Raw genomic sequence first — 21515 nt, 5'->3', positions numbered from 1 at the left:
CTAATGCTTCTTGAGACGTAAAAACTCTTCTTTTATAGAGGCTCTGACACTTTCTTTAACCAAATTTTCAACTTTTTCCTTAAGGGATTCATTCGCAGCAAACGATTTATATACTTCCTCCAATAGTCGCACTTCTGATTCTTTGGCAGTTATCATGTTGATCAATTGACTCGAGTTAAACTTTCCATTTCTAATCTCAAGCAGTAAATCCCGATTTGAATCAGAAGAATTATATTGTATTGCCTTCTTAAATGAGCTAAATGAATTTTTATGAAAACGATCTAAAAAATCGAGGATTCTGTAGGCACCCATTGCATGTTTGCAAGTTTTTTCAATAGGCGCATCAGCTTGGTCGCGATAAAATTCTTTGCTTTTTTGAAGGTACATGCCGTAGCAGGCATCATATAAATACGGTAAATTGATTTTTGAAATGTCGTCTCTCAACACAATAACTTTATTGAAAAAATCATGATCAAAAATTTCATATTCCTCAGAAAAAAGAACCTCCATGAAATTCACATTTGATTTATACAGTAAACTCGGTAGTTTGCGAATATCATGAAATTCTACATCTTCATCAGTGCTGATTAGAGCTTTCGAATACTGTCCACCATTATAAAGATCATCAAAGTTTGGATAGAAAAAAATCTTATAATCTTTATCTGACTGCTTAGTATTCAAATTATAATTATAACTGCCAACTAGTGCTTTAAAACATAGTTTTCTTTCAATTTTCATATTCTTTCACCTATTTCCGTGGAAATTCGTATACTTTTTTCCATATTAACTCTCTTATTTTTATAATTATATTTTTCGTATTTCCGAATTTTTGTATATTTTAATCAAAAGGTTCACACTTTTTTCAAGAAAAAAAATGAACTGGACCCAATTTCCATTTATTATTTGGTATTATAATAAAAAACAATTAGCAATATTTTGTCATTTAATTAAATTGTAATTAGGTTACACTTCCCATCAAATGCAACACCTGAATATTATTACAATTTTTAGTAAACACCATAGAATTTAAAAAATAAAATTTAATCTATCCAATAGGAAGGCGGGGATATTAGATGTTAAATACATTAGTGAACAGAAGAAAGTACATTCGTGTTTATTTAACTGAACAGGTTCATGTTGATATTTATATTTCACGCATGAACCAAAGAGCATTTCCGAATGAACGAATAATGAATGGAACTGTAGATGACATTAGTATGGGTGGCTTGAAGATGACTTTCGATTTTTCTTTACCTTCTAAAGTTGGAGACACCCTTTATTTTAAGCTGGATTGTTTAGGAGCTATCTATACTTTCTATGGTAAAATTGTTTGGGAAAGGCCGATTAATGATACTCACCATTCTTACGGAATTGAATTTGAAGAGGAAATCACTCAAGGTGAAGAAATATCCGGTTTATTATTAAGTTTAACTGAAAAAATTAAATAATTTTTGAAAAAATGAATAAATTGAGAGAAACAACCACTTCAGGAAATTTGATGCAAATATTTTAAAAACGAAATTAAGACTTGCCCTGTATTTTAAAGGGACAAGTCTTATTACTTTATATACAAATAAATTTATTTACCTTTCTATACTCAATTATGCTTTTATTTCGCTTGGATGATGAATATCGTTAATCTTCAGAAATAGATTTTGATTCCGGTAGGAAAGGTCATCTGTAATTTCAGTACTAAACCAATGGGGAATTTCAAACTTATTTGCTTCTGCCTCTGAATCAAATTCAACCTTTACAATAATTAAACCTTCTAGTTTCCCAAAATACTTGAATATTGTTAAATGGTGTCCACAATAATCGTAAAATAATCTCTTTTTGATGATAGGTTTTAGATTATTGATTAGTTGTTTATACGTATTTTCCTGGATTTCAACTTCAGTTTTAATACGTGACATCCCTTTTCCTTTTTTAATTGACAAACAATACGTTACTTCATGCGGCTCAGAGCTATAATCCTCGATACTTCTAATTCTGACCTCTTCATCTTCTCCAAACGCAATATAATATTGCTCTACTAGATCAATAGACTCTAAATCTATCCGATCGAGAAGATAATCACATTCTACTAAAAACTTTCTGTCAATTTTTTTCTTTCCTGCAACCATTTAAGATCACCTCTCTATTATTGTTAATATTTCTGTAAAATTTATTTAATTACTTGTCCTATGATAGAAGAACCTTAGGAGATATTGAAAATCCTTAATTTACCACCTAATACATGCACCTAATATATAGACCTTATAACTCGGAAATTTTGGATAAATGTTATTTTATCATATAATAGATATAAATGTACATAATTTTCTGAAAAATAATAAAGTTACATAATTACTGTTGCGGCCTCTGCTCTTGTTGCTTTTCCTTGCTCCACCATCATTTGTTGAATCAACCTTCGTTCCTTGTGTACTTTATTAACACTTTACATGTTTCAATACTATTCCGCATTATTAATATCCTTTTTGTTGTCCTAAATAATTGCAAAAAGAAAAGCCAACATTTCTGCTGGCTTTCTTAATTATAAAAAACTTTTTGCACGACCATTGTGCAAGGAAGCACAAGAACCGTTCCTACGATTCCTTTATCGAAGCTTCTGCAGATCAATCTCGAACGAATTCCCCATCATTTTCAATATACGCTTTTCCTCTAAGTCGTTAATAACCTCTGCTAACTCAGTACTCTTTACTCCCGCCAACTGTGCTAATTCCCGAAGATTAAGGGACATTTTCACAAAAAGGGAATCTCCCATACGTTTGCCGAAGCGATTAGCCAATAGAAGCAGATTCTTCTCCAGAACAAGCATCTGAAGCAACTGCTGCGAATGGGGTTTTTTGTTCCTCAAAACTAACATTCCCAATTGTTTTTTCAAGCCATTTTTCCATAGGTTTATTGTCAATAAATGCTTCTTTAGACCATGTTAATCTCGCAATCTTAGACTATACACATGTAAATTAATTATATTTTATGATGGTAAAATAAAAAAAGACAGTTAGGAATTCGAACTCCACTTACTGTCTACTTAATCGTTCTATTTCTGATTCGACTTTAAATACTCTTTTGTTTAACACTTCCGTTTTATCATCAACATGATCAATAATTCTCTCTGTATATAATCCTAAACTATCAACCAAGTTCTTTTGCAGTTTTTGCTGGCCCAATTCTAGTCTACTTTGACCTTGTTTCAAATCATTTACGTCTATTTCTACTTGTCTTATATCCACACGCATTTCTTTTATCTCACTTAGTATTTGTTTTAAGATTTCTTCCACTTTCCGTTCTCCCCTCTACTCATACTATAATAATTATAACATCCATCATCACACAAACAAATAATGATTAACAAAAAATTCTGGTGGTACAATCAGAAGACCTTATAATACAGCAGCGATTTTTTCTTGAGAAGTTTGTCTTTGTTTTGCTATGAAGTTAACAGCGGGCTTCTGCTATTCATTTAACCTAATACTTTGATATTTCTCACTTCCCCCTTCCAAAATGGTGGATATATTTTCAACTATAATCCAATCGTCCATATTATCTTGCCGAGCAAGTTTGAACGGTTCAATTTTTTTTACATCTTGTAATTCTATTAAGCAAAGAAACCTTTTGCCAGCCCAACACTTAATTTGGGCATCCGTTAAGTTTAGCTTACTTTGATTTTCAGTAACTACTTTTCTTGATTCGTCCTCTGTCATTTCTTCAGAGTTAAATATACCTTTAACGGTAGCTTTAGCTTTTATTAATCCATCTCCATTGTTTTCAATAAAATATAAAGTTTCACCTTTAAATACTCTGCCATAAGGTAACTTTCTGCCTGTCGCGCCTCTAATAATCATTGTTTTTGAGCCATTCAGAATTTTTTCTAATACCTTTGCTTTCGTATCACAATAAACCAAATGTTCCATTTATTTAACCGCTAATTTTAAAATCCTTTTTCTGCCAATTCCTATCAAAACTTTAGTATCACTTATTAGTAAACTGATTATTGCATAAAAAGGAAAATACTGTGAAACCTTCTATCAATTACAATTATATTCATATTTTATGTTTTCCTTTTAAATTTTACTTGACCAATCATTTGCTGAACATAAAATATTTCATAACGTTGATCTATAACATAAAATACAAATAAAAAGTTATCCTAAACTATTACAAAGAACAAAAACCAGCATCTCTGCTGGCTTTTCATTTGTTAGGCATACGCCTTATTCTCATTTTCATTTCGAAAAAAGCTCCGCATTGCCGCATAGACGTCTGACTTTTGCTTCAATATATAATGACGGAATTTTTCATCTGTGATATTTTTATAGGCGGACATTAGCGTAGAATGCCGATTGTATTGATTCACTTCCCCGTACCCAAACATGTTGCTTACCTTCATCATCTCGCTGACGAGCTTGACACAACGGGCGTTGTCTGAGGTTAGATTGTCACCATCGGAAAAATGAAATGGGTAAATATTAAACCGAGTTGGTGAGTATTTATCTTCAATTAGCTCAAGTGCTTTTCGATAGGCAGAAGAACAGATTGTTCCCCCACTTTCACCTTTTAAGAAAAAGTCTTCTTCAGACACAACTTTTGCCTCTGTATGGTGGGCAATAAATTCAATTTCAACCGTTTCATACTTAGTACGTAAAAACCGCGTCATCCAGAAGAAAAAGCTCCGCGCCATGTACTTTTCCCAAATTCCCATTGAACCAGATGTATCCATCATTGCTAATACAACTGCTTTCGATTCAGGCTTTACAACCTCGTTCCACGTCTTAAAGCGGAGGTCATCCTGATAAATTGGGCTAAAACTTGGCTCTCCACGCATTGCATTCCGTACAAACGCATTTTTCAACGTTCGCTTTTTATCAATATTCCCCATAAGCCCAGTTTTACGGACATCATTGAAATCAATGTCCTCAACTACATTATCATCGCGCTCTTTTTGCTGAAGATTTGGTAGCTCTAACTCTTTAAAAAGTGCATCCTCAATTTCCATTAATGAAACTTCTGCTTCAAAGTAATCCTCACCCGCTTGATCCCCAGCTCCACTACCTTTGCCTGGGGCCTTTTGCCCGGAACCATCCCGCGCCACAACATCACCAATTTGACTATCGCCATCACCTTGACCTACATGCTTTGTCTTATCATAGTTATAACGAATCTTGTACTCATCTAATGAACGGATTGGTATTTTCACAACGTCCCTACCGTTAGACATGATAATACTTTCCTCTGTTATTAGATCTGGCAAATTGTTTTTTATTGCTTCCTTAACCTTTTCCTGATGCCTTTGTTGATCATCATGACCTTTCCGATGGAGGGACCAGTTTTCCTGAGAGATAACAAAGCTTTGGTCATTACCTGCTGCCATTTCCATTCCCCTCCCCAAAATTGAAGTTGTTATTCTTATTTCTAAAACAATTAACAATTCAAAATAAACCGATATACATAATGTGGAAGGTATATAAATATAGAGTTTACTTTATCCTATGCAAAATCAAGAAATAATTGCTTATAATTTCGAGGAATGTACGTGAACCCTGAAGTTTCATTACTAATTCTGCAGTTACCCCAATTTAATGTCGTGATTTACCCACGGGTTCAGTACGCTACCCACGTAATATCCCAATTTAGCCATGAGTTTCAGCACTTTACCCACGTACTATCCCAATTTACCCATGAGTTTCAGCACTTTACCCACGTACTATCCCAATTTACCCATGAGTTTCAGCACTTTACCCACGTACAACCTCTATTTACCGATATGTGCATCATTATTCTTACGTACTTCTCAATTCACCCAAATGTTTAAACATTTTACCCACATGGACTACTACTTCTTATTTTGTTATCCAGTTTATTGCCTTAGAGTGACAATGAATCTATTAAGCCACAAAAAGTGATTCACTCAGAATCACTTCCCTTTAACTAACTCTTCAAATTTTTCTTTTGTATCTTCCTTACTAAATGAACTATACCAACGATAATTTTCTTCGTCTAGAATTCGATAATGCTGGCTTAACAAATTCTGTTGAATACGAAAACCGTTTTGAACATCAATATTCTTCCACCATACTTTACCACCAAGTGTTTTATCCTTCGGTCGCTCCACCCCATCATGGGCAACCGTTTCAATAACCTCTAACGGGACATCACCTAAAACAGATTGAAGGACTTCACTATCACGGAATAATGCACATACTGCAACGATAAGAGTCCAACTCCCATTTAAACGGCCTTTCTCAATCTGAACCAGTGTTTTTTTTGAAATTCCCAATACTTCCGCCATCCGATCCTGTGTATAACCACTTTCCGTTCTAATTAATTTTATTTTTGCAGATAAAATTTCAATTAATCTCTCTTTATCCATGATTGTCCCAACTCCATATTTACACTTTCTATTTTTAGTGAAATTTTACACCCGCATCATTTTTAATTCAACTAATTCACTCACAACGGTAAATAATATTATTCTGAAACTTATGTGAGTTTGTCACAGAAAAAACATATTTTTTTAAATTTTCAGATTTATTGAACGCGAAAAAAATATTATGATTATAGTAAGAAATTCTAGGGGAGGATTAATAATGGTAATTCTATTAATTATTGGAATTAATTGTTTTGTGCTTGGGTTGATGCTCATTCCAATGATGTTTAATGACCTACAAGCCCCACCCTACTCCTACAACAATAATATTTCTCGAGCAGATTGGATTGAAAGACCATGGTACAAGAAAATTAGAAAACCATTTTCTTTAGGACTTGTCATTACATGGGGAATATCTTTCTTATGCTTAACTACTGTATACTTCAGCTAATTTACAACACCGGTAAATCCCAACTTTATATGTAAAAAGCATCTGCTTTTCGTTAGCTAGCAGATGCTATTTTATTCTAATTAAAACCAACTATTTTTATTAAAAATGTATTAAACAACAACCATACTCACTAAAACATAGGCTATTTTCATAACAATATTTTCAGATTAGTGCGCTCCGCTCTTCCTAAAATTACTACCTGAAACATCTGCAACATTCTCTATGGCCACTAAAGCACCTGGATCTAAGTCTTGAACAATAGATCTCAAATTAGATAATTCAATCCGTGAAACAATCGTATAAATAATTTTTTTTGGCTCCCTAGTATAAACTCCTTCACCGTGAATATAAGTTAATCCACGGCCTAATTCCTTTGTTAATGTATCTGCAATTTCATCTGGAATATCAGAAATTATTGTGACAGATTTTAATTCTTCCATACCTTCTACTACAATATCTATCATTTTAAAAGCGATGAAATACGTAATAATCGAGTACATCGCTGTTTCCCAGCTAAATACTAATAAAGCAGCTAAAATAAAAATGAATAAGTTCATAACCATTACAATTTGGCCAACTGAAATAGGACGCTTCTTGCTAACAAGGATGGCAATAATTTCTGTACCATCAAGAGCGCCTCCTGTTCTAATAACTAAACCTACACCTGTTCCAAGAATAACTGCGCCAATAATTGTTGCCAAAAACAAATCATCAGTAGCACTTTCAAAATGATGCAAGTAAGATGTAAATCCAGATAAAACAATTACTCCATATAAAGTATGTAATGTAAACTTAATTCCTAATCTTCGATAACCAATAAATAAGAACGGTATATTTAAAACAACAATAAACACACTCATTTTAAATCCAGTCAATTTTGCTGCAATAATCGAAAGCCCAATTACTCCACCATCTAAAATATCATTTGGAACTAAAAATAATTCAAGACCAATTGCTGCAATTATCGCCCCAATTGTAATCATAATGATTTGGCGAATTTCTTTAAAAATTCGCTTTTTTTTTGTCATTACCATATTCTCAACCTCTCTGTAAAATTAACTCAAGTTATTTTTAAATTGGCTACCCTTCCCAAACGCTCTCATAACTATAACCACGTGTTGTCTGGGCTGATGAATAAACTTTTTTTGGGTAGCCATTATCAAAATGTTCACACATAAAATTTACGACAAAAATAATAATAAGCTTCATTCTTGTGCATTTTTGGTTTAAAAGTTCCTATAAGGCTAACGATCTTCTCAGAGTTCGTATCACTCTTGAACTATTTTTGGTTTTAAAAGTTCTCTAAGATCACTTTTACTTCGCTTATCTGTTAATATATACAAAATATCCCCCTCGCATATTTTAGTATCTCCTCGAGGCGTAACAAGGTTATTTCCTCTAATAATCGCATTAATTAGCACATTATCTGGTAAGGTTATTTCTTTTAAAAATTTTCCGATTAACTCATGGTCATGTCGGACAATAAACTCAATCATTTCCGCATTTGCTTTCCCCATCGATACTAATTCAAGTGTATGTGGGGATGTAGGTCTCGCTGTCGTACTTAATCCAAGCTTAGCAGCAACATACGTGATGGTTGATCCTTGGACTAGTGCAGAAGTTAAAACTACGAAGAAAACAATGTTAAATATTAATTGACTGTTCTCAACACCAGCAACAATCGGAAATGTTGCTAATACGATCGGGACCGAGCCTCTTAACCCTGCCCATGAAACAAATAGCTTTTCTTTTAACGAATATTTAAAAAACGGAATCGATAAGAAAACGGCAACCGGTCTAGCAACAACTAATAAAATGAAAGCTAATAGCAAGCCCTTCCAAATAAGATCCCAATCCATTAACTGCGAAGGGAATACTAGCAATCCAAGAATAACAAACATTAAAATTTGCATCATCGAAGCAAATCCTTCATTAAAGCGAACAATTGAAGTACGATATGTTAAATCACTGTTCCCGATGACAATGGCAGCAACATATACAGCAAGTAGTCCACTTGCATGTATTACTGCGGTTATACTATAAATTAAGACCGCAAATCCAAGTGCCAAAACTGGATATAGTCCACTTGAATCTAAAGAAATTTTATTGATAATTTTCGTGACCAACCTTCCGGAAAAATACCCAATTGCCAAACCGATAATCATTTGCCAGAAAAAATTTCCAATTAGCATCCATAAATTCGAATTCTCTATCGTTAGAAACTGAATAAATGATAAAGTTAGGAAAACAGCCATTGGGTCATTCGATCCAGACTCTATCTCAACTGTAGCAGACATTCTTTCTTTAATATTTTGTCCTTTCATTACAGCAAATACAGCTGCAGCATCAGTAGAACCTACAATAGAACCCACTAAAAATGCCTCTAACCAAGTTACACCTAAAATCAGTTTCGCACCAATTGAAAATATAATAGTTGTGAGAAGAACTCCCAACGTGGCGAGTGATATGGCGGGATAGGCTACTTTTTTCACCGTTGTCCACTTTGTTTGAAGCCCTCCTTCAAACAAAATAATAACTAGTGCAAGTACCCCAATTAGCTGAGCAACATGTGGATTATCAAGATAAATAATCCCGAGCACATCACTTCCTAAAACCATTCCTAATGCTATAAATAAGACTAGTGCGGGTACGCCTAACCGTGACGAAAACTTAGTCGTTAGTACGCCTAATAATAAAAGCATTGCAAACATTAGTATAAAATAATCTGTATTAAAATCATGTGTTAACATTGAATCCCCCTTAAAATTTTATTAATAGATTCTAGGATAAATTCATTTAAGAAGGAAATTAGCTTGAAACTTTACAGCTAGTAATTTTTCTTGCTTTTTTACAATTGAAATATACGAAGAAATAAAAATTAAAATAGAAACGCAGATTAATAAAAATTTTTCATCATTAACTGATATTATCGAAGCGGATGTTAGTGGAGAAAAAGACTTTTTATACTTTGATGCTATATGTATTACATTGACCTGGCTGCTTTTCATAGATAAAATTTGATCAGCACTTGTAGACTGTAGCTGCGGATGAAGAGAGCAATAAGGAAATACGAGCTGAAGTATAAGAATGAATCCTATTACAGAAATGATCATTTTTGAAAAATACGCCATTTATTCTATACCTTTCTCCTTATTAGTACACTTAATAATTATAGCACAAGCCATAAATTGATTAAAAAGATAAGCATCTTTTACATTATTACAAAAAATGATGTGACTCACGAGGGCAAAAACAAATTAGAATCAAAAAAGGAACTGATTACTAGGAGTCAGTCCCTTTTAATATTGGTTAATTATTTTCCATAAATTTTTCATTTACCATTCTATTTAAAATATGGTTAATGCCTACCGTTCGCTCAACATCAAGAACAAACGCAATCCCTTTACCAGGTTTTTCAAGTTCCCCTTCTTTCATGATCGCCTGTAGCACCGCATCTGTTTTATTTCTATCAATTAATGTTAATACAATTTCTTTTTCAGGCTCTATTGGGATAGAAAAAAGCTTCGCTTGCTCTCTTATGCCTGTCCCGCGGCCATTAATGATCGTACCACCTTCTGCACCAGCTTTTTTTGATGCATCAACAACTTTTTCAGAATGGCCTTTATTAATAATTGTCACTATTAAATCGTAATGAATTGTTTCTTCCATTTTAAAACCTCCAACATTATTTGGATCGCATAAATTCAGCATACCTGCAATTCCTGAAACTTGTTTCACATCAATAACAAAGCCAATTCCATGAGATGGCTTGAATAAATTCCCTGCTTTTTCGACTGCTGAAAGAATACTATCCATCTTGTCTATTGGAATAACTGTTAAGATTACTTCTTTTTCTTTATCAACAGTAAAACCTAAAAATGTTCGCTTTTCATGAACGCCATGTCCGCGTCCAAATAGAATAGTTCCACCTCTTGCACCTGCGTCTTTTGATGCTTGAACAACTTTAGATGCTAAACCTTTTTTCACAATTGTGATCAATAATTTATGATCCTTGTTCAAAAGCTCGTTCATTTTCTTTCTCCTTTCGGCCATAAAGCAATCCTAATAGTAACACTGATAAAACCGGAGCAATTGCAACTAAGGCAATCATTCCAAATCCATCAAGTAAAGGATCACGACCTTCTAATACAGTTGCAATCCCTACAAACATTGCAACTAAAAACGTAGCAGTCATCGGCCCCGTCGTAACTCCACCTGAATCAAATGCAACAGCTGTAAACGTTGCAGAGGAATAGTACATTAAAATAATTGCTAATAAATAGCATGGAATAATAAAATACCAAATAGATATTCCTAAAATAACCCTAACCATTGATAATGCAATGGAAGCTGCAACTCCAATTGATAATGTATAAAGCAATACCTTTTGCGGAATATAACCACCAGACATTTTTTCTACTTCATGGTTTAATACACGGACAGCTGGTTCAGCAAAAACGGCAACGAATCCAAAAATAAAGCCAATCGGCACTAAAAACCATTTATTTGAAAATTGACCTAGGATCATCCCCATTTGCTCTCCTGCTGGTAAAAACCCAATATGTACGCCTTGGAGAAAAAAGGCTAATCCAAAAAAGGTAAGAAGCATTCCTTTTAAGATGTCCATTAGTTTCCTAATTGGAAGCTTTAGTATAAAAAACTGGAAAAATAAAAATAAAATCAATAACGGGAGCAGTGCCAAAGCAACTTCAGTTATTACATGACCAAATCCCTCAAATATTGTGATACTCACCCATAAATCACTCCCAACATTAACACAGCTAATATCGGTCCAAGAGAAGCTAAAGCAACTAATCCAAAGCCATCAGCTGAAGACGTTTTCCCTCTAATTACCGAAGCTACACCTACACCAAGTGCAATGATAAAAGGGACTGTCAATGGCCCCGTTGTTACGCCACCTGAATCAAATGAAATTGGTACAAATTGCGGTGGTGTAAATGCTGCAAGTAAAAAGACGATCAAATATCCTGCTGTCAATATGTATTTAAGTGGGACATTTAGAACGATACGAAGCATGGCTAATCCTACAAAAATAGCAACACCTAAAGCAACCGTATAAATTAGAATATTCCTTGAAACAGCTCCCCCTGAAACTAAATCAACTTGGAGAGCAAGTACTCGAACATCTGGCTCTGCAACCGTAACAACAAAACCAAGTAAAAAACCGAAAAATACAACTACCCATACCTTTCCGTATTTCGGCAAAGTAGACCCAATCAATTCCCCAACTGGCAACAATCCTACATTTACTCCTAACAAAAATAAAATCAAGCCGAGCGAAACCATAACTACTCCAATTATAAATTGAAGAAATACCTCCATCGGCATTCCAATAATCGTAAATTGTAATAGTATGACTACTAAAGTGATTGGAAAAATGGCGAAGAATACTTCTTTTATTGTATCAATAAGATTTTGCATTTCATCCCCTCCCTATTCCATTGACTTGGTTATGTACAATCATGCTCCTTAAACTTTAATGATTTATCTTTATTTTAACAGAAAATTAAATTTACTCGGCTATTTTAATACAAACCAATCTTTATCCAATTTAATCCTCATCCTTTATATCAAGATCTTCTGGAATCGGTTCATTAAGAATTTCTTCAACCAGTTTTTTATATTGTTCCATTTGTTCCATATGTGTATTAAATTGTTCCTTATTTATTAAGTATTGCTGTCCATCAAAAATAGCCCTAATCCGCTTTTGTTGGATTAAGGCTTGAATTGTTGATTCCTTCATATTTAAATATTGGGCAGCTTCTTTAATCGTTACATACATTTACTAGGCCTCCATCTGAACGATTGTTAATAGCTTTCTATAGTTTAGTTTTATAACCCATATTATTATAAACAATAACTAAATTCTGTAATCTTCATATTAGTGAATTGCTTTTTTCTTAAATCGACCACCACGGACCTCAGCAATATCTGCCACTGCTAAAAACGAACTTGAATCTATACCCTCTACAATTTCTTTAAGCTTTGCTTCTTCAAGACGGGATATGACACAAAAAACGACCTTCTTGTCGTCACCAGAATATGCACCTTCTCCATTTAAATATGTGACTCCACGACCTAATCGAGCCATAATTGTGTCACCGATTTCAGTATATTTTTCACTTATTATCCAAGCAGATTTTGATTGATCCAAGCCTTCAATTACAATATCAATCACTTTAAAGGCGATAAAATAAGCCAAGCTTGAATACATCGCCCGGTCCCAACCAAATACAAAGCCACCGCTGGCGAAAATAAAAATATTAAAAAACATAATAATCTCACCAACAGAAAACGGAAGCCGTTTATTTATCAGAATCGCTAGGATCTCAGTCCCATCCAACGAACCGCCGAATCGGATAACTAATCCTACCCCGGCGCCTAAAGCAATTCCACCAAACACAGTAGCGAGCAAAATATCATCTGTAAATGCAGGAACGGGATGAAGGAAAATCGTTGCTAAAGACATAATGGTAATCCCGAATAAAGTTGAAAGAGCAAAGGTTTTTCCTATATGCTTATAACCAACAAAGAAAAATGGAGCATTTAAGAAGAATAAGAATATCCCTAATTTTATACCTGTCAGATGGGAAACGATAATTGAAATCCCAACAATTCCACCGTCCATAATTTTGTTTGGTACAAGAAAAGTTTCAAGACCTACTGCCATTAGGACAGCCCCGATAAATAAGAATATAATTCTTTTAACTAGTTTTACTTTTGTTAATTTATGATGTTTAACTTGATTAGATAAGCTTTGAACTTCCGAATTAATTTTTGCCATTTCTTTTCCCATATTCCACCTCTTAACGATAAAAATTTTATCACAAGAAACCGATAGTTGTCACTTTAGAAATACTAACGCTAAGCCTTTATTTTTGATAAATTTTGTAGCAATAAAAAAGGCGCAAGCGCCCTGATTAGCGACGTAAAAATAAGAGCGCATCGACTGAGATAAAGGAAACACGTCGAGGGACGTGTCGATGTTGACTTATCGCAAAAGAGATGAGCGAAGTTTACTAGTCGCTGGGCGCTGGAGCTGGATTCCAAAGCGCAAAATTATATACTTTCTTATCTTTTAAAAAAGGGCATCCTCTAGAAGGACACCCATTTTTAATATTCCAGTATTTAAATATACTTAAATAAATAATGATTCACCAATAGTTCTACTTGTGATTTCGTATCAGGTAAATCGATCTCTGAAATTTTTCCGACAATTGGACTCATTAATATTGGGAAAACTAACGCCCCGATTATTTGTACTGCACAAACCGTAACCTTATCATGATCCACTTCCCCAGTTATTTCCTTGAGAGTGTTGATGATTTTGTTATAGCCCATTGTTTTCATAAAGGAAATAAACTCATTTTGCACGTCACAGGAAATTGTACCAATTGCCACTAATTGCCGTAGCAATCCAGGAAACTTCCCCAAAGCACTTGCATAATTAGTTAAAAAAATCGTCAGCCGTTCCAGAGCAGAAATATCTTTCCTATCAAACACGGTAAAGCAGCCTTTAAAAGAATGAATCATGACTTTAACTGTTTCATTTAATAGCTTTTCTTTAGAACCAAAATGATAATTAACAAGGGCAACATTAACATTTGCAAGTGCAGCGATTTTTCGAATTGTAACTGCTTCAAACCCCTCGTTATTGATAAGCTCCAACACAACATTTAGAATATGATCCTTTGTAGATAACTCGTCTCCTACTTGTTCTTTCATGGAATAACGCCTCCCTTTAAAGGGTAGTAGCAATTTCATTAACCTTGTACTAAGAAATAAACTTCACACGACTAAATTCCCGAGCGTTCTCACTAGTGTAATAAAACTAATAGATCTCTGTTTTTTCTACATTCTTAAATGCTGTTGCTAACATAAGCTTGAGTCGATTAATTTGATTCACTTCTGATTCGCTTGCATCATAATCAATTGCCGTCACATTTGCCGTTGGATACATTGCTTTCAACCCTTTCAGCATACCACGACCCGTTACATGATTAGGCAAGCAGGCAAACGGCTGTATACAAGCAATGTTCTCTACATCATGCTCAATAAGCTCCATCATTTCTGCTGTTAAAAACCAACCTTCTCCGGCTTGATTCCCGACCGACAATAGCTTGCTAGCTTTTTCTGCTAATTTGTAAATAGGTGCTGGTGCTGAAAATCTCTTACTCCTAGTTAAAGCTTCCTTCAAGGGCTTTCGGAATTGCTCAAGCAGGTAAATAACGCCATGTCCGACTGCCGCATTTTTTTTCGATTTTCCTAATTGGATTCCTTTATAGATCCGATCATAAGCACAATATAGAAAGAAGTCCATGATATCAGGCAGGACGGCCTCTGCACCTTCTTGTTCAATCATTTCTACAATTCGATTATTGGCATTTGGGTGAAACTTAACTAAAATCTCGCCAACAATCCCAATCCTTGGCTTTTTGACATAGTGAACTGGCAGCTTATCAAAATCGTTCACAATATTCGTAAGGATTTGCTTGTATTCACGTCCTTGGAAATTTGCTAATGATTGACTGCATGCCTTCAACCATTTATTATATAACTCATTTGTACTACCTTGTATTTCCTCATATGGTCGAATTCTGTTTGTTACACGCATTAGCGCATCTCCATAGCAAGTTGCTGCAATTAATTTTCTAATAAGCTTATAGTTCAAATCAAAGCCCGGATGCTTTTCGATTCCTAGAGCATTAAGAGAGATAACGGGAACTTGGTCCATACCGGCATCGTGTAGCGCCTTGCGTAATAGAGCTATATAGTTTGTGGCCCGGCATGCTCCACCTGTTTGCGACATAATGACTGCTGTTCGATTCAGATCATATTTTCCACTTCTCAGTGCACGAACTAGTTGTCCCGTCGTTAAAATCGCCGGATAGCAGGCATCATTATTTACAAACCGCAATCCATCATCAACAGCTTCCTTGTTTACTTCTGGTAAAAGTTCTGCCCGATAGCCTTCACTATTCAAAGCCGCTTCATACAAGGCAAAATGAATTGGTGACATTTGTGGAATTAATATTGTATAATCCTGCTTCATATTCTCCGTAAAATAAACCGGCTTGTACTCTGTTTTTACTGTAGCTCGTTTTATTTGCTTTTTGGCACGTTCCCTCATCGCCGCTTGCAGAGAGCGAATTCTTATCCGTGCTGCTCCCAAATTATTAATCTCATCGATTTTAATAAGGGTATACATTTTTTCTTTACTTTCCAAAATTTCTTGAACCATGTCTGAGGTGACGGCGTCCAAGCCACAACCAAACGAAGTCAGTTGCACAAGCTCAATTTCTTCTCTTGCGGCCACAACTCGTGCAGCCCGATACAAACGAGCATGATACGTCCATTGATTTACAACCCGCATATCCATTTCCACATCAGCTAAATGGGCAATTGAATCCTCCGTCAAAACAGCCATCCCTTGACTAGTAATTAAATCTGGCATTCCATGATGTATTTCCGGATCAATATGATATGGCCTACCCGCTAATACAATCCCCTTTTCCCCGCTTTCCTGTAAAAATTTAAGCGTTTCCTCTCCTTTTTGTCGTATGTCACTTTTAACACGATCCATCTCTGCTAACCCTAGGTCTACAGCACGAGAAATTTCCTTTTTAGGAATATGAGAAAACTCTGTAGCCAATATTTTTTTTAACGCTTTTTCGTTATCAAAAGTTATAAAAGGCTGAACATAGCGGATATTTTTTTCTTTTAAAATATCCATATTTACTCTAATAACCTCCGGATAGGAAATAACTACTGGACAGTTAAAATGATTGGTTGCCTCTTCGGCTTCTTTTTTTTCAAAAACAACATCAGGATAAAAAATTAAATTTACGCCTTTTTCTACTAAGCTAGCTATATGACCATGTGCTAGTTTAGCAGGATAGCAGACAGATTCAGATGGGATTGATTCCATTCCTTTTTCAAATAGCTTTTTGCTAGATTGCGGAGAAAGGATGACTTCATAGTTTAATTGGGTAAAAAACGTATGCCAGAACGGATAATTTTCATACATATTTAACACACGTGGTATTCCGACTGTACCGCGTGTTGCTTCATTTTTTGTCAATGATTTATAGCCAAATATCCGCTCATATTTATAATGATAGAGGTTTGGCAATGAATTTTTTTCTTTTCGTAGCCCGGCCCCTCGTTCACAGCGATTACCCGTTATAAAAAATCGTTTATCTTTAAAGCGATTAATTGTTAGAGAGCAGCTATTCCCACATAGCTTGCAGCGCGTATGGGATACATCGCAGGAAAAATCGGCAAGTTCTGCTAATGTTAAAATATTACTTTTGCCAGCTTCATATTGTTCTTTTGCAATTAAAGCACAGCCATACGCACCCATCATCCCAGCTATATCCGGACGAACTACATTTCTACCTATCAACAGCTCAAATGCACGCAGTACTGCTTCATTATAAAAGGTACCGCCTTGAACAATGATATGTTCCCCTAGTTCTTCAATATTTCGTAGCTTCATAACCTTTTGCAAAGCGTTTTTAATAACAGAATAGGATAACCCCGCAGATAGATTGGCAAGGGTCACACCTTCCTTTTGAACTTGCTTCACCTTCGAATTCATAAATACAGTACAGCGTGATCCCAAATCAACAGGTTGATCTGCTAGCAGTGCTTCCTTCGCAAATTGTTCAATTGGAATATCAAGCGACTTCGCAAAGCTTTCAAGAAACGACCCACATCCGGCAGAGCATGCTTCATTCAACATTAGTCTATCAATCGTGCCTTTTCTTATTTTAATACATTTCATATCCTGACCACCGATATCAAGAATGAAATCAACCTCAGGTAAAAACCTTGCCGCCGCTTTAAAATGAGCAACCGTCTCGATCTCACCAATATCAACCTTAAAGGCAGACTTAACAAGCCCTTCACCATAGCCAGTTACAGCAGAGTTGGCAATGAAAGTGCCATCTGGCAACTTACTGTATACTTCTTTTAATCCAGTCAGTACCGTTTGTAACGGATTGCCTTGGTTGCCTTCATAATATGTAAACAAAAGTTCATCATTTTCACCTATCAACACAAGCTTAGTAGTCGTCGAGCCGGCATCAATCCCTAAATAAGTGACTCCTTTATAGGTCTTCAGCTTTCCTTTTTTTACCGAAGCCATGTGATGCCGTGAACGAAAAGCTTGTAATTCATCACGATTCTCAAATAATCGTGGTAAGGTTTTTGTTTTCACGTTAACAGAAGCTAGTGAAAAGTTTTCAAACCGTTTAACGAGTTCAACCAAGTTAGTTTTCTCGTTATTTTTACCATTATGTGCAGCACCTAACGCGACAAAATATAAGCTGTTTTCAGGGAAGATAACCTCTTTATCACATAAATTAAGAGTCTCAATAAAGCGACCACGTAGCTCCGATAAATACGTTAACGGACCACCTAAAAATGCAACCCTTCCACGAATCGGTCGGCCACAAGCTAGGCCTGCTATCGTTTGCGTTACCACACTTTGAAAAACAGATGCAGCAATATCCGCCTTCCTCGCCCCTTCATTTAACAAGGGCTGGACATCTGTTTTGGCAAATACCCCACAACGTGATGCAATTGGATAAATGGTTGTATAGTCCTTGGCTAGTTCATTCAAACCCGCCGCATCGGTTTGTAAAAGCGCCGCAATTTGATCAATAAATGCGCCAGTCCCACCGGCACATGCTGCATTCATTCGCTGTTCTAATCCGTTAGTAAAATAAATTATTTTTGCGTCCTCTCCCCCAAGCTCAATCACAACATCCGTCTCAGGGATTTTCCGTTCAACCGCCTCTGTACAAGCAATGACCTCCTGTATGAATGGAATTTGCAAATGCTTTGCTAGTGATAAACCCGCAGAGCCTGCTATTGTGATCGTTACACTCACATCTTTATAAAGATTATGTAGTTCGCTTAACATTTGTAGCGATGTATTCTTAACATCAGAAAAATGTCTAGTATATTTTTGATATACTATACTCCCGTCTTGATCTATTGCAATCAATTTTGCTGTCGTCGAGCCAACATCTAGCCCTAAATGCAATGCCATTTTGCTTTGCGGCCTCCTCTATCGAACCCTGATATTGTCACTTTCATATTTGGATTAAACAGTGTTTAAAACTATGTTTAAATATAAAGTACCACTAAACAAAATGACAAAATTCGACAATAAGTTACAAATACATGAAAAAATAAGGAATAATTTGTTACTGATTTCAGGAGAACACACTATATTATGAATTTTTTATAAAAATATAATAGGAATTTTGTAGGAAAAATACTAAAATACTATTTTCAAATAAGACAAAAGACATAATTTACCACAAACATGTTCCTTATTTTGGAATCTTTTTGTATAGTAGAAGGTGTGAATAGATAGCTTTCGAAAGGAGCTTTAAAATGTTCCCCCAAGGAATACATAACAACCTTACAAACGATGACCAATCAAAAAGAGTTATTTATGAAATGTTTTATTCTCACGTCTATAAAACCGCTTATTTTATCACGAGAGATCCTCATGCTGCCCAGGATATTTTACAAGAAACTTTCATAAAAATTTTCCGAAATATGGATAAAATTGAAGATGGAGAAAAGCTAAAATCATGGATATCAACAATTGCATCTAGAACGGCAATTGATTATCTCCGAAAGCAGAAACGTGGAAATGAATTTCAAATTGAAAATGTTGGCGATTTTAAATCGGATAGCAACGCCAGTCACTTTACAGTGGAAGACCAAGTAGAAGATTCGTTAATTTGCGAGCTTGTTAGAGAAGAAATTGATAGTCTAACACCAGATTACCGCAGCATTCTCTACCTTAAATACATACAAGATTTAAAAGACCAAGAGATCGCTACCATACTTCAGTTAAAAGTAGCAACCGTAAAAACTCGGATTCACAGGGCAAAGCACCAATTAAAGAAAAGATTACAAAAAAATAAAACATACATAATGGCATAAGTGTAGGTGTTGGTTGATTAGCGTTGGTTGATTAGTGTTGGTTGATTAGTGTTGGTTGATTAGTGTTGGTTGATTAGTGTTGATGTTGAGTAAAGTAAGCTTAGATCTGCAATTACATAAGCCTTTTGTTTGGTGGTGCAGGTGCAGGCTGAAAGTGTTGAGTAAAGTAAGCTTAGATCTGCAATTACATAAGCCTTTTGTTTGGTGGTGCAGGTGCAGGCTGAAAGTGTTGAGTAAAGTAAGCCTCATCTTGGCTGTGAGGGCAATTTCTCGGTCGAGCGCAACGCAATTTGCTCCTCATCTTGGCTGTGAGGGCCATTTCTTGATCGAGAGCAACGCAATACGATCGTTACCTCGGCTATGAAGTCCATTTCTTGATCGAGAGCAACGCAATACGATCGTTACCTCGGCTATGAAGTCCATTTCTTGATCGAGAGCAACGCAATACGATCGTTACCTCGGCTATGAAGTCCATTTCTTGATCGAGAGCAACGCAATTTGCTCCTCATCTTGGCTGTGAATACTATTTTTTGACCATTATTCAACCTGACCCGGTCAGAATGCAAGCTTATCGGACACACGATCCGCTATTTTGCTAAAAAACTTATATTTTTAAATCTTACGGACACACGATCCGCTATTTGCTTGAAATTGATGTATTTTTCCATGATTTTGATCAAATAACGGAACTGGAGTCCGCTAGTATAGCAGTTTTATAGAATAATAACAAAATAACGGATTTGCTGTCCGTTAGGCCTCAGAATTCAAGCAAAGACAGCTACTAATACGAAAATAGTAGATTAGTATTTTTACTAATCTACTATTTCGCAATAAACTATTATTTATTACTGTAATCATTTATTTAGATCAAATTACTTCTGGAAAGTTCCGCTCGTATTGCCTTATACAAACTTATCGATTAAATTACTTCCGGAAAGTCCCACTCGTATTGCCTTATACAAACTATATCGATCAAATTACTTCCGGAAAGTCCCGCTCGTATGCCTTATACAAACTGTATCTATTCAAACCTTTTGCCTCAGCTAATGCAAGCTTTGCAAAACGTGCAGCCTCAGCGCAATTATCTTCCTCTTTTTCTATTTCAGCAAAGAGAGCGTGTTGCATCCATCGTTTCGTAATTTGTGAAGCAAGCTGCCTAGCCTCAGAAAACTCCCCTTCCTCTACTAATAGAGCCGTTTTATAATAATTTTTATATAATTCCGGCTTAATGTATTCAATTTCCTCTTTCACTGCCGCAAGATCTTTTTTATACAAATGATACATCGTTTTGAATAATGCTTGCTTATGTGTTTGTTTATTTATTTTTAACAGCTTGTTTAACGCAGCAAGCGCCTCTTCCTCATCATTATTTGCCAGCGCATAAATAAAGGCATATGTTGGCATCTTCCTTTTTTTCAGTAAAAATTTTTCAACCTTTTCAACCTTTGTTTCCGATAATAATGTACGATAAGTTGGATAAAGCAACCCAGCCAACACTATTAGAAATGTAACAATTAATATTATTACACTATTAAACTGTAAATAATTCATAATGAAATTAATAACAAAAGCAACAATAATTGCAAAAACATAATTCATTTACGTGCCTCCTCTTTTGATAAAATTGTTTCAGCGTTCAGCAATCCATATTTTTCATTATAAATGTTAACCCATTGTTATGCACAACAAATTCCAGCATAACTG

Annotated in this window: 20 protein-coding genes; 3 read left to right on the top strand and 17 right to left on the bottom strand. The window is 35.2% G+C overall.

The window, feature by feature from the left end:
- Positions 1–738, bottom strand: a complete 738-nt coding sequence (locus D612_RS0103780) for a DNA polymerase beta superfamily protein (protein ID WP_017754154.1) — start codon at positions 736–738, stop codon at positions 1–3.
- A gap of 335 nt (positions 739–1073) precedes the next feature.
- On the opposite strand from D612_RS0103780, the gene D612_RS0103775 reads away from it, so the two are divergent.
- Positions 1074–1448 (top strand): PilZ domain-containing protein, encoded by a 375-nt coding sequence (locus D612_RS0103775; protein ID WP_017754153.1) that lies wholly within the window; start codon positions 1074–1076, stop codon positions 1446–1448.
- A gap of 153 nt (positions 1449–1601) precedes the next feature.
- Here D612_RS0103775 and D612_RS0103770 read toward each other — a convergent pair whose 3' ends face one another.
- The 6 genes from D612_RS0103770 to D612_RS0103745 form a co-directional block, all read right to left on the bottom strand.
- Entirely contained in the window at positions 1602–2123 is a 522-nt protein-coding gene (locus D612_RS0103770) for a CYTH domain-containing protein (protein WP_017754152.1), read from the bottom strand.
- 473 nt (positions 2124–2596) lie between these two features.
- On the bottom strand, positions 2597–2788 hold the full coding sequence (locus D612_RS19365; protein ID WP_154649430.1) for a hypothetical protein: 192 nt from the start codon (positions 2786–2788) through the stop codon (positions 2597–2599).
- A gap of 235 nt (positions 2789–3023) precedes the next feature.
- Positions 3024–3284: a hypothetical protein gene (locus tag D612_RS0103760; RefSeq protein WP_017754150.1), complete on the bottom strand. Its 261-nt coding sequence runs from the start codon at positions 3282–3284 to the stop codon at positions 3024–3026.
- Between the two features lie 174 nt (positions 3285–3458).
- A complete protein-coding gene (locus D612_RS0103755; RefSeq protein WP_017754149.1) occupies positions 3459–3917 on the bottom strand; it encodes a hypothetical protein in 459 nt (152 codons plus the stop codon).
- A 287-nt stretch (positions 3918–4204) separates the two neighbouring features.
- Positions 4205–5374, bottom strand: a complete 1170-nt coding sequence (yhbH, locus tag D612_RS0103750) for a sporulation protein YhbH (RefSeq protein WP_017754148.1) — start codon at positions 5372–5374, stop codon at positions 4205–4207.
- Positions 5375–5917: 543 nt separating this feature from the next.
- Complete coding sequence (locus tag D612_RS0103745; protein ID WP_017754147.1) at positions 5918–6373, bottom strand: helix-turn-helix transcriptional regulator; 456 nt, start codon at positions 6371–6373, stop codon at positions 5918–5920.
- A 217-nt stretch (positions 6374–6590) separates the two neighbouring features.
- On the opposite strand from D612_RS0103745, the gene D612_RS0103740 reads away from it, so the two are divergent.
- Positions 6591–6821 carry a hypothetical protein gene (locus tag D612_RS0103740; RefSeq protein WP_017754146.1) on the top strand — a complete coding sequence of 77 codons (231 nt, stop codon included), beginning with the start codon at positions 6591–6593 and terminating at the stop codon, positions 6819–6821.
- A 167-nt stretch (positions 6822–6988) separates the two neighbouring features.
- Here the strand turns inward: D612_RS0103740 and D612_RS0103735 are convergent, their stop codons facing one another.
- The 9 genes from D612_RS0103735 to D612_RS0103690 all read right to left on the bottom strand — a co-directional run bounded on the left by D612_RS0103735 (position 6989) and on the right by D612_RS0103690 (position 18900).
- Entirely contained in the window at positions 6989–7855 is an 867-nt protein-coding gene (locus D612_RS0103735; RefSeq protein ID WP_017754145.1) for a YitT family protein, read from the bottom strand.
- Between the two features lie 234 nt (positions 7856–8089).
- A complete protein-coding gene (locus tag D612_RS0103730; protein ID WP_017754144.1) occupies positions 8090–9571 on the bottom strand; it encodes a potassium/proton antiporter in 1482 nt (493 codons plus the stop codon).
- A 559-nt stretch (positions 9572–10130) separates the two neighbouring features.
- Complete coding sequence (locus D612_RS0103720) at positions 10131–10853, bottom strand: P-II family nitrogen regulator (protein WP_017754142.1); 723 nt, start codon at positions 10851–10853, stop codon at positions 10131–10133.
- Entirely contained in the window at positions 10825–11574 is a 750-nt protein-coding gene (locus D612_RS0103715) for a DUF1538 domain-containing protein (protein ID WP_017754141.1), read from the bottom strand. The genes D612_RS0103720 and D612_RS0103715 overlap by 29 nt, the downstream gene beginning before the upstream one ends.
- Complete coding sequence (locus D612_RS0103710) at positions 11571–12263, bottom strand: DUF1538 domain-containing protein (protein ID WP_017754140.1); 693 nt, start codon at positions 12261–12263, stop codon at positions 11571–11573. The genes D612_RS0103715 and D612_RS0103710 overlap by 4 nt, the downstream gene beginning before the upstream one ends.
- Positions 12264–12393: 130 nt before the next feature.
- Positions 12394–12624 carry a helix-turn-helix domain-containing protein gene (locus D612_RS0103705; protein ID WP_017754139.1) on the bottom strand — a complete coding sequence of 77 codons (231 nt, stop codon included), beginning with the start codon at positions 12622–12624 and terminating at the stop codon, positions 12394–12396.
- Positions 12625–12723: 99 nt separating this feature from the next.
- Positions 12724–13626 carry a YitT family protein gene (locus D612_RS0103700; protein WP_026092384.1) on the bottom strand — a complete coding sequence of 301 codons (903 nt, stop codon included), beginning with the start codon at positions 13624–13626 and terminating at the stop codon, positions 12724–12726.
- Positions 13627–13970: 344 nt separating this feature from the next.
- Positions 13971–14567 carry a TetR/AcrR family transcriptional regulator gene (locus D612_RS0103695; RefSeq protein ID WP_017754137.1) on the bottom strand — a complete coding sequence of 199 codons (597 nt, stop codon included), beginning with the start codon at positions 14565–14567 and terminating at the stop codon, positions 13971–13973.
- A gap of 106 nt (positions 14568–14673) precedes the next feature.
- A complete protein-coding gene (locus D612_RS0103690; protein ID WP_017754136.1) occupies positions 14674–18900 on the bottom strand; it encodes a 2-hydroxyacyl-CoA dehydratase in 4227 nt (1408 codons plus the stop codon).
- 350 nt (positions 18901–19250) lie between these two features.
- On the opposite strand from D612_RS0103690, the gene D612_RS0103685 reads away from it, so the two are divergent.
- On the top strand, positions 19251–19811 hold the full coding sequence (locus D612_RS0103685; protein WP_017754135.1) for an RNA polymerase sigma factor: 561 nt from the start codon (positions 19251–19253) through the stop codon (positions 19809–19811).
- Between the two features lie 972 nt (positions 19812–20783).
- On the opposite strand, the gene D612_RS0103680 is transcribed toward D612_RS0103685, so the two are convergent.
- Positions 20784–21410, bottom strand: a complete 627-nt coding sequence (locus tag D612_RS0103680) for a hypothetical protein (protein ID WP_017754134.1) — start codon at positions 21408–21410, stop codon at positions 20784–20786.
- Between the last annotated feature and the right edge of the window lie 105 nt (positions 21411–21515).

It is taken from the genome of Calidifontibacillus oryziterrae (assembly GCF_000331575.1).
GTDB classification, from domain to species: Bacteria; Bacillota; Bacilli; order Bacillales; family Bacillaceae_J; genus Calidifontibacillus_A; species Calidifontibacillus_A oryziterrae.
The sequence above is the reverse complement of the archived record's forward strand: the minus strand, read 5'-3'. Positions and strand labels throughout refer to the sequence as shown.

What these genes read in the sequence shown, in the direction of transcription:
- D612_RS0103720 (WP_017754142.1), bottom strand. Translation starts at nt 10,853, where the DNA reads ATGAACGAGCTTTTGAACAAGGATCATAAATTATTGATCACAATTGTG.
- D612_RS0103735 (WP_017754145.1), bottom strand. Translation starts at nt 7,855, where the DNA reads ATGGTAATGACAAAAAAAAAGCGAATTTTTAAAGAAATTCGCCAAATC.
- D612_RS0103705 (WP_017754139.1), bottom strand. Translation starts at nt 12,624, where the DNA reads ATGTATGTAACGATTAAAGAAGCTGCCCAATATTTAAATATGAAGGAA.
- D612_RS0103740 (WP_017754146.1), top strand. Translation starts at nt 6,591, where the DNA reads ATGGTAATTCTATTAATTATTGGAATTAATTGTTTTGTGCTTGGGTTG.
- D612_RS0103685 (WP_017754135.1), top strand. Translation starts at nt 19,251, where the DNA reads ATGTTCCCCCAAGGAATACATAACAACCTTACAAACGATGACCAATCA.
- D612_RS0103780 (WP_017754154.1), bottom strand. Translation starts at nt 738, where the DNA reads ATGAAAATTGAAAGAAAACTATGTTTTAAAGCACTAGTTGGCAGTTAT.
- yhbH (WP_017754148.1), bottom strand. Translation starts at nt 5,374, where the DNA reads ATGGCAGCAGGTAATGACCAAAGCTTTGTTATCTCTCAGGAAAACTGG.
- D612_RS0103730 (WP_017754144.1), bottom strand. Translation starts at nt 9,571, where the DNA reads ATGTTAACACATGATTTTAATACAGATTATTTTATACTAATGTTTGCA.
- D612_RS0103690 (WP_017754136.1), bottom strand. Translation starts at nt 18,900, where the DNA reads ATGGCATTGCATTTAGGGCTAGATGTTGGCTCGACGACAGCAAAATTG.
- D612_RS0103770 (WP_017754152.1), bottom strand. Translation starts at nt 2,123, where the DNA reads ATGGTTGCAGGAAAGAAAAAAATTGACAGAAAGTTTTTAGTAGAATGT.
- D612_RS0103710 (WP_017754140.1), bottom strand. Translation starts at nt 12,263, where the DNA reads ATGCAAAATCTTATTGATACAATAAAAGAAGTATTCTTCGCCATTTTT.
- D612_RS0103745 (WP_017754147.1), bottom strand. Translation starts at nt 6,373, where the DNA reads ATGGATAAAGAGAGATTAATTGAAATTTTATCTGCAAAAATAAAATTA.
- D612_RS0103700 (WP_026092384.1), bottom strand. Translation starts at nt 13,626, where the DNA reads ATGGCAAAAATTAATTCGGAAGTTCAAAGCTTATCTAATCAAGTTAAA.
- D612_RS0103755 (WP_017754149.1), bottom strand. Translation starts at nt 3,917, where the DNA reads ATGGAACATTTGGTTTATTGTGATACGAAAGCAAAGGTATTAGAAAAA.
- D612_RS0103680 (WP_017754134.1), bottom strand. Translation starts at nt 21,410, where the DNA reads ATGAATTATGTTTTTGCAATTATTGTTGCTTTTGTTATTAATTTCATT.
- D612_RS0103775 (WP_017754153.1), top strand. Translation starts at nt 1,074, where the DNA reads ATGTTAAATACATTAGTGAACAGAAGAAAGTACATTCGTGTTTATTTA.
- D612_RS0103695 (WP_017754137.1), bottom strand. Translation starts at nt 14,567, where the DNA reads ATGAAAGAACAAGTAGGAGACGAGTTATCTACAAAGGATCATATTCTA.